The organism is Azoarcus sp. DD4 (assembly GCF_006496635.1).
Lineage (GTDB): Bacteria > Pseudomonadota > Gammaproteobacteria > Burkholderiales > Rhodocyclaceae > Azoarcus.
On sequence record NZ_CP022958.1, the window covers coordinates 2,445,855 to 2,458,313 of the forward strand.

Here is a 12,459-nt window from a genome sequence, read left to right on the forward strand (position 1 = left end):
TCAGCCCCCGAGGATTTCGTGTTGCGAGTTGGCCTGGGTCACCTGGCTGCCGGCCGGCACGCTGCGGGTGAGCCAGACGTTGCCGCCGATGCTGGAGCCGCGGCCGATGGTGATGCGTCCGAGCACGGTGGCTCCCGCGTAGATGACGACATCGTCCTCGACGATGGGATGGCGGGCGAGCCCCTTCTGCAGGCCGCCGTCCTCGCCCACCGGAAAGCGTTTGGCGCCGAGGGTGACGGCCTGGTAGAGGCGGACCCGCTCGCCGATCACGCAGGTCTCGCCGATCACCACGCCGGTACCGTGATCGATGAAGAAGCTGTTGCCGATGGTTGCACCGGGATGGATGTCGATGCCGGTCTCCGAATGGGCGATCTCGGCGATGATGCGCGCCACCAACGGTACGCCGAGCTGGTAGAGCCGGTTGGCGATGCGGTGGTGGATGACGGCGAGCAGGCCGGGGTAGCACAGCACCACCTCGTCGACCGTGCGTGCGGCCGGATCGCCGCGGAAGGCCGCCTCCACGTCGGTATCGAGCACGCTGCGTATGTGCGGCAGCGAGGCGGCGAAGTCGCGCACGATCAGGCGCGCCGCCTGCTCGGCGGTGGCGTCGTCGCCACCGCCGTGACGCGCAAGGTAGTGGAGTTCCAGCCGGATCTGCAGCAGCAGGGCGTAGAGCGCCCGGTCCAGCGTGTGGCCGATGTAGAAGTCCTCGCTTTCCTGGCGCAGGTCCGCGGGGCCGAGGCGCATCGGGAAGAGCGCGCCGGAGAGGTCGGTCATGACCTGGCGCAGCGCGTCGCGCGACGGGAATTCGCGCCCGCCCCATTCGCGTCGGCGGTGCTGCGACTCGCGCCAACGGTCGCGCACTGCGCGCAGTCCGTTGACGATCTCTTCCAGGTCCCAGTGCTCCGCTTGAGCGGAGCGCGGCCGGCTGTCGACGTCCGGTGCATTCATGGCGGCGATACGCTCAGTCCTGGACCCAGGGCAGGCCGCGGTGGCGCCAGCCGTTCACGCTGCCGCGCTGGCTACCGGTGCCGAGATCGCCTTCGAAGCCCTCGAGTACGCTGAACACACTGATGTAGCCGGCAGCCGTGGCGGCGCGGGCAGCGGCTGCCGAGCGCTTGCCGCTGCGGCAGAGCAGCAGGATGACCTGATCCTTGGCTGAGGCGGCGCGTTCGAGGTCGGCGAGGAAATCGGGATTGGGTGCGAGCGGCGTGCCGATCTGCCACGCGGCATGGCCGGCATTCGGCACATGTCCGACGAACTTCAGCTCTTCGGCGGAACGCACGTCTACCAGGATGGCGGTGCCGCTCGAAACAAGCGCCCAGGCGTCTTCCGGGTGGACGACGCCGGCGTACGACAGGCGTTCCCGACGTGCGCGCTCGCGCGCCTGCTGCAGGATGCCGGCCGCGATTTCGGCTGGATTCGACTGGGTGAGCGTGACGGTGGAAACGGTGGACATGATGGTCTTCCTCATGATGACGGTTGCACAGCTGGCTGGGATGTCCGCCGTACGTGCCCGGGTCGTGTCCGGAAGGCGGCGGGTGAGTAGGAGCTTAGTCACTGCCTCCGTTATGGCGAACCAAGAAAAAGGCAGATTCATTCCACAAATGCTGCGCATCCGGCCAGTCCGTGCGCTGCACTGGTTGAGGGTGTCCGAGGTGCTCACCGTCAGACGGCTCCTTGCCTGGCGCGTGGACTTCTAGTGGCCTGCTCCTTACTCGGTGCAGATGTTCGGCCGGGGGCGATCGTTTCTATGGCATGCCGATCCTCAACGCGGACAGGGTGCAGAACGTGGTCGTGCTCAAACGCGGCAAGGGCGCGGGTTACTCCGGGATCGAGAATGCGCTGTTCGACAAGGACAACTGCCGCATGCCTCACCGCAGTGCGCAGCAGGCGATCGCCGAGGTGATCACGCATTCGAAGGCGCTGGAGGTGTGATGTCGGCGGCGTATGCATCGGCGGTGGTCTGCCGCCGACGATGCGTGCCCGAGGCCCCACCTTGCGGCGGTATGCGCCGCGCAGGCAGGGCTTGAACCGCCATGGAGTAACATCCCGTTCGACAGCGCCACGTGGCGTGGAACGGGATGTCTTTGTGTCTATCGACAAGCAAGCAGGAAAGTCCGGTCGCGAACGTGCGAGCACGACGGCGGCGGCCGGCGCACCCTCATCGACCGATACCCCGCGGGATGGACAGGGCGACGGCCGCTTCTCCATCGTTGGCATCGGTGCCTCGGCCGGCGGTCTCGAAGCCTTCGAGCAATTCTTCCGCGATGTCCCGGTCGATAGCGGCATGGCCTTCGTGCTCGTGCAGCACCTCGATCCGGAGCACGCCAGCCTGCTCACCGAGATCCTGCAGCGCAGCACCGCGATGCCGGTGATCGAAGCGACCGATCAGTTGCCGGTGCTGCGGGATCATGTGTATGTGATTCCGCCCAACCGCGACATGGTGATCTTCCATGGCGCCCTGCAGTTGAGCGTGCCCGACCAGCGGCGCGGCCTGCGCATGCCCATCGACCTGTTCCTGCGTTCGCTCGCCGAGGATCAGGGCGAGCGGGCCATCGGCATCATCCTGTCCGGCACCGGCACCGACGGCACCCTGGGCCTGCGCGCCATCGTCGGCGCGGGCGGCATCACCCTGGCGCAGGACCCGGCCACCGCCCGCTACGACGGCATGCCCAACAGCGCCATCCGCGCGGGCTATGCCGGTCAGGTGCTCGCCGTGGAGCACATGCCGAAGGCGCTGGCGGCGGGGCGGCACCTGCACGGCCCGCGGCCGGAGGCGGGGGCCGCTCCTGCAGTGGGCGCGCTCAAGCGCATCCTGATGCTGTTGCGCAGCGCGACCGGTAACGACTTCTCGCTGTACAAGAAGAGCACCATCGGACGCCGCGTCGAACGCCGCATGGCGCAGCACGACATCGCCGACATGGAGGTCTATGTCCGTTTCCTCAAGGACAATCCGGCCGAGCTGCAGGCGCTGTTCAAGGAACTGCTGATCAACGTCACCACCTTCTTCCGCGATCCCGAGGCCTTCGTCGTGTTCAAGCGCGACATCCTGCCGCTGCTGTTCGCCGACAAGCCGGCGGGCTACGTGTTCCGGATCTGGGTGGCGGGCTGCGCCAGCGGCGAGGAGGCCTATTCGGTGGCCATGCTGCTGCGCGAATTCATGGACGAGACCGAGCGCGAGTTCAGGATCCAGCTCTACGCCACCGACCTCGACGACGACGCCATCGCGGTGGCTCGTGCCGGCGTCTACCCGCCCAACATCGCGCAGGATGTCCCGGTCGACCGGCTGCGCCGCTTCTTCGTCAAGGACGATGCGGGCTATCGGGTCAAGAAGGAAATCCGCGAGATGGTGGTGTTCGCGGTGCAGAACGTCATCAAGGATCCGCCCTTCACCAAGCTGGACCTGCTGTGCTGCCGCAACCTGATGATCTACCTGGAGCCGGAACTGCAGGCGCGCCTGATCCCCACCTTCCACTACGCCCTCAAGCCCCGCGGCATGCTGTTCCTGTCGCCGTCGGAGAGCATCGGCAACCACACCGAGCTGTTCGCGGCACAGAATAGGAAGTGGAAGTTCTACCGCGCTATCCATACGGCGGTTTCCACCCGCGCGCTCATCACCGGCGGGCTGTCCTGGGCAGCGGACAACAGTGCTAAAGGGGCCACGGACGTCATGAAGAAAGCCAGGGAAACCAACTTCGCCGAACTGACGCGGCGCGTGCTGCTGCAGTGCTATGCACCGGCCTCGGTGGTGACGGACCACAAGGGCAACATCCTCTACGTCTACGGTGATACCGGGAAATATCTCCGCCCGGCGCCCGGCCAGGCCACGCTCAACGTGGTGGAGATGGCCCGCGAGGCACTCCAGCTCGAACTGCGCGCGGCCATCCTGCATGCCACGGCCGAGGGCGTGCCGACCCTGGGCCGCGAAGTCCTGGTCAGCAGCGGCGCCGGCGTCCAGCCGGTCAGCTTCAATCTGCGTCCGCTGCCGGACCTGGACCTGGGCGAAACCCTGCTGCTCATCAGCTTCGAGGAACCCGCGCGCCCCGAACCCGGCGCGGCGCGGCGGGGACGGCGCAAGAGCGCGCCGGCCGAGGTGGCAAAGATCGAAGCGCTGGAGCGCGAGCTGGCCTACACTCAAGAGAGTCTTCAGACCACGATAGAAGACCAGCAGGCCTCCAACGAAGAGATGCAGGCCACCAACGAGGAACTCCAGTCGACCAACGAAGAACTGGAGACCTCGCGGGAGGAGCTGCAGTCGATCAACGAAGAACTGGTGACGGTCAATACCGAGCTGCAGGCCAAGATCGAACAGCTGGCGGGTATGCAGAACGACATGAAGAATCTGCTCGACAACGTGAGTGTCGGGACGATCTTTCTGGATGAGCATCTGATCATCCGTCGCTTCACGCGCGAGGCGGCCAAGGTCTACCGCCTGATCGCGTCCGATGTGGGGCGGCCGCTCGGCGACATCAAGTCCGATCTGGAAAACGAAGACCTGCTCGCTCAGGCGCAGAACGTCCTCGACAGCCTCATCCCCTACGAGTCCGAGCTTCGCACCGGCAATGGCGCCTGGTACCTGACCCGGATGCAGCCTTATCGAACGCTGGACAACGTGATCGAAGGAGTGGTCTTGACCTTCACCGACATCAGCAAGCGGGTCGAAGCGGAAGCGGCCGTGCAGGCAGCGCGCGAGCTGGCCGAAGGCATCGTCAATACGGTGCGCGACGCCCTGCTGGTGCTGGACGGGGCCTTGAAGGTGGTGTCCGCCAGCCGCTCCTTCTACCGGACTTTCCGGGTCACGCCGGCGGAAACCCTGGGGCGGCGCATCTACGACCTCGGCAACCGCCAGTGGGACATCCCGAGCCTGCGCGAACTGCTGGAGACCATCCTGCCGCGCGACCAGAGTTTCGATACCTATCCGGTCGAGCACACCTTCCCCACCATCGGCCGGCGCAGGATGCTGCTCAATGCCAGCCGTATCGTCGGCAAGGGAGGCGATACCCAGCTGATCCTGCTGGCGATGCAGGATACCGGCAGCCCACCATGAGGCGCGAACCCGATGGTTAAGCGGCGTGTCGTCAAGGATGTCCTGCGTAGTGCCGCGGAGGCGCAGCTTCCGACTGCGCCGGCAGCGCCGCTGCGCTCCGCCGAGGCCCTGCTGCATGAACTCCAGGTCCATCAGATCGAACTGGAGATGCAGAATGAGGCCCTGCGCCAGGCCCATGTGGTGCTGGAGGAATCGCGCGACCGCTACCTGAGCCTCTTCGACTTCGCCCCGGTGGGCTACCTCACGCTGTCGCGCGAGAGCATGATCGTGGAAGCCAATCTCATGGCCGCGACGCTGCTGGGCGCCGTCCGGACCACCCTGGGGCGCCGTCGCTTCGAGAGCTTCGTCGCACCGGACGATCTCGAGCGCTGGCGGCGATACTTCGTGTCGGCATGGAAGGGCTCGACCGACGAGGCCTTCAGCCTGGAGCTGAACCTGCTGCGCCAGGACAACACCGTGTTCCCCGCTCAATTGCAGTGCGCGGTAAAGGCCGTGCCCGGTGCCGCGCCGGTCATGCGCATCGCCTTCAACGACATTTCGGAGCGGCGGCGGCTCGAAGAGGAGCAGCGCATCGCGGCGATCGCCTTCGAGTCGCAGGAAGGCATGATCGTGACCGACGCCAGCGGCGTCATCATCCGGGTCAATCGCGCCTTCACCACCCTGAGCGGCTACAGCGTGGACGAGGCCGTCGGCCAGACGCCGGCGCTGCTGAGTTCGGGGCGTCACGACCAGGGCTTTTACCAGCACCTGTGGCAGACCCTCGAAGCGCAGCGCTACTGGCAGGGCGAAATCTGGAACCGGCGCAAGGACGGCTCGCTCTACGTCGCCTGGCTGACCATTTCGGCGGTCACGACGCCCGAGGGGCGTGTCTCGCACTACGTCGGCGCGTTTTCCGACACCACCGCGAAGAGCGAGGCCGCGGCCGAGATCCACCGCCTGGCCTTCTACGATCCGCTGACCCTGCTGCCCAACCGCCGCCTGCTGCAGGACAGGCTGGGCCATGCGCTGGCCACGGCCGCCCGCAGCCGGCTGTACGGCGCCATCCTGTTTCTCGACCTGGACAATTTCAAGACGCTCAACGACACCCGCGGCCACGACGTCGGCGATCTGCTGCTGGTCGAGGTGGCGAACCGGGTGCGCGCCAACCTGCGCGAGGGCGACACCGTGGCGCGCCTCGGCGGCGACGAATTCGTCATGATCGTGGAGGGCCTGAGCCCGCATGCGGAGGAAGCGGCGGTCCTGGCGCAGCAGATCGGCGACAAGCTCAACGAGACCATTGCGCAGCCGTTCGACCTGGGCAGTGCCGATTTCCACTGTACGACCAGCATCGGTGCGCGCCTGATGAGCGGGCGCGAAACGGTGGATGAACTGCTGAAGCACGCCGACCTCGCGCTCTACCAGGCCAAGGCCGACGGGCGCAACACCGTGCGCTTCTACGACCCTTCCATGCAGGCCGCGCTCGATCATCGCAGCCTGCTGGAGTGCGAACTGCGCCAGGCGCTCAAGCTCGATCAGTTCCAGCTCCACTACCAGCCGCAGTTCGACGATGCCGACCGCATTTTCGGCGCCGAGATCCTGCTGCGCTGGCGCCATCCCTCGGGGGCGCTGGTGTCGTCGGGCGACTTCATCCCGGTGAGCGAACAGTCCGAACTCATCCTGCCGATCGGGCACTGGGTGCTGGAGGCGGCCTGCGAGCAGCTGGCGCGGTGGTCGCGCATGGAGCGCACCCGCGGGCTGAAGCTGGCGGTCAACGTGAGCGCGCGGCAGTTCCGCCAGGCGGACTTCATCGACCAGGTGCGCGATGCGCTCGAACGCAGCCAGGCCGACCCGGAGCGCCTGACGCTGGAGCTGACCGAAACCATGGTGCTCGACAACGTGGCCGATACCATCCGCAAGATGCAGGCGATCCGGCAGCTGGGCGTGCACTTCTCGATCGACGACTTCGGCACCGGGTTCTCGTCCTTTGCCTACCTCACCCGCCTGATGCTCGACCAGATCAAGATCGACCGCTCCTTCGTGCTGCGGCTGCCGGATCACCCGGCCGACGCGATCATCGTCTCGGCCATCATCAGCATGGCCCGCAGCCTCGGCCTGGATGTGCTGGCGGAAGGGGTGGAGACCGAGGCGCAGCGCGAGTTCCTCCTCGCGCGCGGTTGCCACGCCTACCAGGGCTACCTGTTTGGCGGACCCTTGCCGCTTGCCGACTTCGAAGCGCTGGTGAGCGCGGGCGGGCGTGCGCTCGGCGAAGGGCGCACCACCGCGTCGCTCGTTAGCCCATGATGCGGGCATAGGCCGCCTTGTCGGCCGCGTAACAGCCGCAGGATGCGACTTCGAGTCCGGCGCGGTCGAGGATGGTGATGTCGCCGCGGCGATAGCGGATCAGATTGCGGCTCTGCAGCGAACTGGCGGCCTTGGTGACGCCGACGCGGCGTACGCCCAGCGTGTGTGCCAGGAACTCGTGGGTGACATGAAACGCGTCCGAATGCGCCCGGTCCTGCGTCATCAGCAGCCAGCGCGCCAGACGCGCCTCCACCAGGTGGAAGTGGGTGCAGGCCGCGGTCTGGGCGAGCTGGGTGATGACCACGTAGAGATAGCATTTGAGCAGCCGCTGCAGCGCGGGGCTGACCTCGAGTTCGTGGCGAAAGCGGGCAACGTCCATGCGCAGAGCGGGGCCGTCGCCCTGCACCAGGGCGAGCAGCGGCGAAACGTCCACCCCGAGGATGAGCGACAGCCCCAGCATGCCTTCGCTGCCCACCAGCCCCACTTCCAGGCTGGCGGCGCCGTTGGCCGGCGTCACCAGCGAAATGACGCTGTCGGTGGGAAAGTAGATGTGGTGAATGGGGGCGCCCGGTTTCGCCAGGATCTCGCCGAACTTCAGCTCGATCCGCTCGCAACCCGCCACGAACCGCTGCCTGTCCTCCTGCGGCAGGGCCGCAAGCAGGCGATTGACGGCGAGGGTGGGGCTGGAACGCGGCACGGGTACGCTCCTGGTGCGGGGGGAGACCTGCCGTTCCATGCGCGGTCGTGGCGCCGGGATCAGCGGACCTGGGCAGGCGGGCCTTCCCGAGGAAGGGAACACCGACAGACTGCAACGAAACCGGGGCACGGTCTGGACGCTAGCGCACACAAGGCCGTCGGGCGACGGCGCGCGGATCCGGCGGACTATTCGGCGGTCGCCGGCGGCAGGAGGCGATCGAACTCGGTTTTGACCACCTTGTAGCACTCGCACACGCGCGCCTCCAGGCCGGGCCGGTCGAGCACCGTGATCTTGCCGCGGGCGTACTGGATCAGGCCGGCGCGCTGCAGCTTCCCGGCCGCCTCGGTCACGCCTTCGCGGCGCACGCCGAGCATGTTGGCGATCAGTTCCTGCGTCATCGTGAGCTCGTTCGTCGACAGGCGGTCGAGGCTCAGCAGCAGCCAGCGGCACAGCTGCTGGTCGATCGAATGATGCCGGTTGCACACCGCGGTCTGCGACATCTGGGTAATCAGCGCCTGCGCGTAACGCAGCAGCAGATGCTGCAGGGCGGCAGTACGGCGTCCGCCGGCCCGGTCGAACTCGGTCTTCAGGTGTTGCGCGCCCAGGCGGTAGGCGTGACCGGCGCTCTGCACGATGGCCCGGTTGGGCATGGTCTCGCCGCCCATGAACAGGGCCACGCCGATGATGCCCTCGTTGCCGACCATGGCGATCTCCGCCGAGGCGCCGTCGTGCATGACATACAGCAGGGACACGATGGAAGTGGTGGGGAAATAGACATGGCGCAGCTTGCTGCCCGACTCGTACAGCGCATGGCCGAGCGGCATCGCCACCAGCTCCAGGTGAGGAAGGAGTCGGGCGTAGTCTTCGGCCGGAAGGGCAGCGAGCAGGTGATTCTGTGAGGGCGAGTGCAGCAAGGCCATCTGCGATCTCCACGTCGTCAGTCAGGGCCGGATCGCCGCTAGCGGCCCGGTGGATCGAGGGCGGTGGGGCGATCCCAGTATAGGCAGGGAAGTCCGGGTATGTGCGCTGACGCACACCGGCCATTCGGCGCCGGGACCTGTGTTGCAGCTACCGAGGGCCTATGTGCGTCAGCAGACGGACGGCGGCGATGCGGCTTCCTAAGCTTCATCCGCATACGCTTTCGAACAGTCAGGAGGGATAGAACATGAAACTCGGCGAAACCATCAGCGCGACGGTCCTCATGGGCGCATTGCTCATCGGATTGTCGGGTTGCCAGAAGCAGGAAGGGCCGGCGGAGCAGCTCGGAAAAGAGGTCGACAAGGCGACGGAGTCCGCCGGCAAGCAGATCGAGAAGGCCGGCGAGGAAATCCAGGATGCAGCAAAAGGTGAAAAGAAGTAAGCCGCGCCGTGCTGCGAATGCCACCAGGGCGTTCCCGGTCGTCGTCATTCAAAACCGAAGGAAAAATGATCATGAACAGAATCAACATCGGCGCCGTGGCGTGCGCGATCGGTATGGCCGTTAGCGCTGGCGCTGATGGCCTTTAGCGCTGGCGCTTTGGCCGAAAACATGTCGCAAGCGGATTACAGGGCGGCAAAAACCCGGATCGAGGCCGACTACAAGACGGCCAAGGCGGACGCGAAGACGCAGATGAAGACCACCGATGCCAATGCGACGGCAAGGGAACAAACGTCCGAGGCCCGCAGCAAGGCGAGCGACCACGCGTCGGATGCGCGCGAGGAGGCGGCCGGCGACAAGGCCGATGCACGCTACAAGGTCGCCAAGGAGAAATGCGACAGCCAGTCGGGCAGCACCAAGCACGCTTGCCTCGACAAGGCCAAGGCGGAGCTCGGGAATTAACAAACGCCACGGGGCCGGGCAGCAGGCAGGGGGCATCACGAGGGGATCGAGAGGCTATGCCATGAAAGCGAGTCGGAAGTTCTCTCCCACGGCCGTTGCGGTAGTGATGCTGTTCGGTCTGGGTGGATGTGCCGGGATGTCGGCGCAGGACAAGAGCACGGCGATCGGCGCCGGGGTCGGCGCGGTCGGCGGTGCGGTTCTTACCGGCGGCAGCGCGGCCGGAACCGTCGGCGGTGCTGCTGTCGGCGGCATCATCGGTCACGAAGTCAATAAGCCGTAAGGCGGCGGGTGCGGCGATGCGCCACTGGAATCACCGGCGCGTCGCGGCCCGCTGAACACTGGAAGGAGAAAACCATGAACAAGGATCAGACCCAAGGTCGTATCGAGGAAGCGAAAGGCAAGGTGAAGGAGGTCGTCGGCAAGGTCGTCGGCAATGAGGAGCTGGAGCAGGAAGGAAAGATCCAGAAGATCGGCGGCAAGGTCCAGGCCCAGCTCGGCGATTTGAAGGACGACATCAAGAAGGTCATCAAGGGCGAATGATCGCCACCACTGACCGCAGGAAGTCCGATGCGGGTTCAGCACAAGCGTGAAGGGCGGTGCCGTCATCGCCCTTCTCAAGGAGCATGAAATGAGCAATGAATATCCCGAGTCCAGCAGTTTCGAACGCGGTACATCTACCGAATTGCCCGGACCACTGGTGCTGAGTGCCAGCACGCTCAATGGCGACGAAGTCTATAACGCCAAGGGCGAGAAGCTGGGCAGCGTCAAGGAGATCATGCTGGACGTACGCAATGGCAAGGTGTGCTACGCGGTTATCTCCTTCGGCGGCTTCCTGGGCATGGGCGAGAAGCTGTTCGCCGTGCCGTGGAGTTCAATGGTCGTGGATACCGAGGAGCAACGCTTCATGTTCGACGTGGACCCGGAGCGCCTGAAGAGTGCGCCGGGGTTCGACAAGGATAATTGGCCCAACATGGCAGACCCCACCTGGGCGAAGACCATCCATACCTACTACGGGATCTGATGGATACGGCCGGATGGAATCCGACTTTCCCGACTGTCGAGTTCAGCGGCCCGCATCCGACATTACCCGGATGCGGTTTTTTTATTGGTGGATGCGCGGACCGACCGCGGCGAACTGCCTGGCGACGGCGCCGCCCCTACTTCCGGCGCAGCAAGCCGGCGACCAGCGAGACGACGAACAAGACCAGGAAGATGAAGAACAGGATCTTGGCAATCTCGACGGCACCCGCTGCGATACCGGTGAAACCGAGTACCCCCGCGATCAGTGCGACGACGAGAAACACGACGGCGTAATACAGCATGTTGGCTCCCCTTTCCTTGCTAGATTTTTCCCATCAACCACAGGATGAGCAGGATCACCAGCAGCAGTCCAAGACCGCCGCTCGGGCCGTAGCCCCATCCGCGGCTGTGCGGCCACGCCGGAATTGCGCCGAGCAGCAATAGCACCAGCACGATCAGCAGGATTGTTCCGATGGACATCTCAAGTCTCCTTGTAGTGAATCCGGTGGAGACGCGTCCGAAAAAACGCTGACAAGGCCAAGCTTCGAAACCATCACCCCTGTCCACGCTGCATGACGGCCAAGCTCGGCTGTCATTGCCATCTCCTGTGCGCAATATCGCGCGTGCGCGGGCACCGGTCTGTACGGTGGCGCACAGACTGCCTGTCCGGTGCCGGGCAGGATGCGACTCAGCGCATTGCGTTCGCAGGCTGGTCATCGAGACCGTGTCGCGCCAAGACCTGCATTTCCATTTGCTCCGGGAGGCACGATGAATACCGAACTGAACCCAGACCCCGCCGCTGTCGATCGCATGAAGGAAAAGCTCGTGAGCGATCTGAAGGGCATCGGCGCCGATGTCGACAACCTGCTGAAGGAAGTCACCCAATCGACCGCCGAGGATTTCGCCGCCGTGCGCACCCGGGCGGAAGAAAAGCTGCGGATGGCCAGATCCAGGCTTGCAGAGGCACAGACGACCCTGACGGAGAAGCTCCGGTGTTCGGTCGACGCCACCCACGACTATGCAAGCAGGAATCCCTGGAGGGCGTTGTGCGGGGCTGCGGTGATCGGCTTCGTCGCCGGCATCCTGCTCAGCCGCCGGTAAGGCATCGCCGCGATGGAGGCTGGAGGTGGCGCGTTGCGGTATACGTGTGTCATGCGGGTGCGATCTTCCGGCTGCCGCCACACTGAAAGGAGCCTGATCATGCGCATCAAGAGACGACATCTCGGCCTGCCGGCGGTGCTGATCGGCGGCACCGCTTTGGCCTGCCTGCTGGTGCCCCACCTGCTGAAGCGCTTGCGGCACAGACAGGATGTGCCGCAGTCGGCAGAACTGGACGCCTGGGAGGACGAGGGCGGCAGCGTGTCCGCGGTCGGCACGCGGCCCGGCGACAGCGGCGCGCCACGCTGAGTCCCGTGCCGGTTGTGTGCGCTACCGTACCGACCGGCGCTGCTGTCATCCGCCATCCTGAATGGCATCTTCGGGTGACGGGCGTTACCGGGGCCAAACGGTGCAGCCGCCGGGTTGCAGCGGCCACCCAACCGTCTCCCGCAGTGTTTGCCCGGCTGGCGAACCGTTCGTCGAAGGGCTCCGGCA

15 protein-coding genes and 1 pseudogene are annotated in these 12,459 nt (G+C 65.7%); 10 read left to right on the forward strand and 6 right to left on the reverse strand.

The window, feature by feature from the left end; genetic code table 11:
- The gene (epsC, locus tag CJ010_RS11415) at positions 1–951 is read right to left on the reverse strand and encodes a serine O-acetyltransferase EpsC (RefSeq protein ID WP_141018145.1); all 951 of its coding nucleotides are present in this window, start codon (positions 949–951) and stop codon (positions 1–3) included.
- Between the two features lie 13 nt (positions 952–964).
- Positions 965–1,459, reverse strand: coding sequence for a rhodanese-like domain-containing protein (locus CJ010_RS11420; protein ID WP_141018146.1), 495 nt, complete (start codon positions 1,457–1,459; stop codon positions 965–967).
- A 293-nt stretch (positions 1,460–1,752) separates the two neighbouring features.
- Between CJ010_RS11420 and CJ010_RS11425 the strand changes: the two are divergent.
- The 3 genes and pseudogenes from CJ010_RS11425 to CJ010_RS11435 form a co-directional block, all read left to right on the forward strand.
- Positions 1,753–1,938 (forward strand): annotated as a pseudogene (locus CJ010_RS11425) (NAD(P)(+) transhydrogenase (Re/Si-specific) subunit beta); the annotation flags it as partial.
- Between the two features lie 154 nt (positions 1,939–2,092).
- Entirely contained in the window at positions 2,093–5,050 is a 2,958-nt protein-coding gene (locus tag CJ010_RS11430) for a chemotaxis protein CheB (RefSeq protein WP_205754942.1), read from the forward strand.
- A 12-nt stretch (positions 5,051–5,062) separates the two neighbouring features.
- Positions 5,063–7,330, forward strand: coding sequence for a bifunctional diguanylate cyclase/phosphodiesterase (locus CJ010_RS11435; RefSeq protein ID WP_141018148.1), 2,268 nt, complete (start codon positions 5,063–5,065; stop codon positions 7,328–7,330).
- On the opposite strand, the gene CJ010_RS11440 is transcribed toward CJ010_RS11435, so the two are convergent.
- Together CJ010_RS11440 and CJ010_RS11445 are read right to left on the reverse strand one after the other, a co-directional pair.
- Entirely contained in the window at positions 7,320–8,027 is a 708-nt protein-coding gene (locus CJ010_RS11440) for a Crp/Fnr family transcriptional regulator (RefSeq protein WP_240794569.1), read from the reverse strand. The two genes, CJ010_RS11435 and CJ010_RS11440, sit on opposite strands and share 11 nt — an antisense overlap.
- Before the next feature lie 185 nt (positions 8,028–8,212).
- Positions 8,213–8,947 carry a Crp/Fnr family transcriptional regulator gene (locus tag CJ010_RS11445; RefSeq protein WP_141018150.1) on the reverse strand — a complete coding sequence of 245 codons (735 nt, stop codon included), beginning with the start codon at positions 8,945–8,947 and terminating at the stop codon, positions 8,213–8,215.
- Positions 8,948–9,192: 245 nt separating this feature from the next.
- On the opposite strand from CJ010_RS11445, the gene CJ010_RS11450 reads away from it, so the two are divergent.
- The 5 genes from CJ010_RS11450 to CJ010_RS11470 all read left to right on the forward strand — a co-directional run bounded on the left by CJ010_RS11450 (position 9,193) and on the right by CJ010_RS11470 (position 10,867).
- On the forward strand, positions 9,193–9,387 hold the full coding sequence (locus CJ010_RS11450; protein ID WP_141018151.1) for a hypothetical protein: 195 nt from the start codon (positions 9,193–9,195) through the stop codon (positions 9,385–9,387).
- A gap of 135 nt (positions 9,388–9,522) precedes the next feature.
- Complete coding sequence (locus CJ010_RS11455) at positions 9,523–9,846, forward strand: hypothetical protein (RefSeq protein ID WP_141018152.1); 324 nt, start codon at positions 9,523–9,525, stop codon at positions 9,844–9,846.
- 61 nt (positions 9,847–9,907) lie between these two features.
- Positions 9,908–10,126 carry a glycine zipper 2TM domain-containing protein gene (locus CJ010_RS11460; protein ID WP_141018153.1) on the forward strand — a complete coding sequence of 73 codons (219 nt, stop codon included), beginning with the start codon at positions 9,908–9,910 and terminating at the stop codon, positions 10,124–10,126.
- 74 nt (positions 10,127–10,200) lie between these two features.
- Positions 10,201–10,386, forward strand: a complete 186-nt coding sequence (locus CJ010_RS11465; protein ID WP_141018154.1) for a CsbD family protein — start codon at positions 10,201–10,203, stop codon at positions 10,384–10,386.
- A gap of 88 nt (positions 10,387–10,474) precedes the next feature.
- Positions 10,475–10,867 carry a PRC-barrel domain-containing protein gene (locus CJ010_RS11470; RefSeq protein ID WP_141018155.1) on the forward strand — a complete coding sequence of 131 codons (393 nt, stop codon included), beginning with the start codon at positions 10,475–10,477 and terminating at the stop codon, positions 10,865–10,867.
- A 136-nt stretch (positions 10,868–11,003) separates the two neighbouring features.
- On the opposite strand, the gene CJ010_RS11475 is transcribed toward CJ010_RS11470, so the two are convergent.
- Together CJ010_RS11475 and CJ010_RS11480 are read right to left on the reverse strand one after the other, a co-directional pair.
- The gene (locus CJ010_RS11475) at positions 11,004–11,168 is read right to left on the reverse strand and encodes a DUF1328 domain-containing protein (RefSeq protein ID WP_141018156.1); all 165 of its coding nucleotides are present in this window, start codon (positions 11,166–11,168) and stop codon (positions 11,004–11,006) included.
- A gap of 19 nt (positions 11,169–11,187) precedes the next feature.
- Complete coding sequence (locus CJ010_RS11480; RefSeq protein ID WP_141018157.1) at positions 11,188–11,346, reverse strand: DUF3309 family protein; 159 nt, start codon at positions 11,344–11,346, stop codon at positions 11,188–11,190.
- A gap of 288 nt (positions 11,347–11,634) precedes the next feature.
- On the opposite strand from CJ010_RS11480, the gene CJ010_RS11485 reads away from it, so the two are divergent.
- Both CJ010_RS11485 and CJ010_RS11490 read left to right on the forward strand, forming a co-directional pair.
- On the forward strand, positions 11,635–11,967 hold the full coding sequence (locus tag CJ010_RS11485) for a YqjD family protein (RefSeq protein WP_168224940.1): 333 nt from the start codon (positions 11,635–11,637) through the stop codon (positions 11,965–11,967).
- Positions 11,968–12,066: 99 nt separating this feature from the next.
- A complete protein-coding gene (locus CJ010_RS11490) occupies positions 12,067–12,273 on the forward strand; it encodes a hypothetical protein (RefSeq protein WP_141018159.1) in 207 nt (68 codons plus the stop codon).
- Positions 12,274–12,459 lie beyond the last annotated feature (186 nt).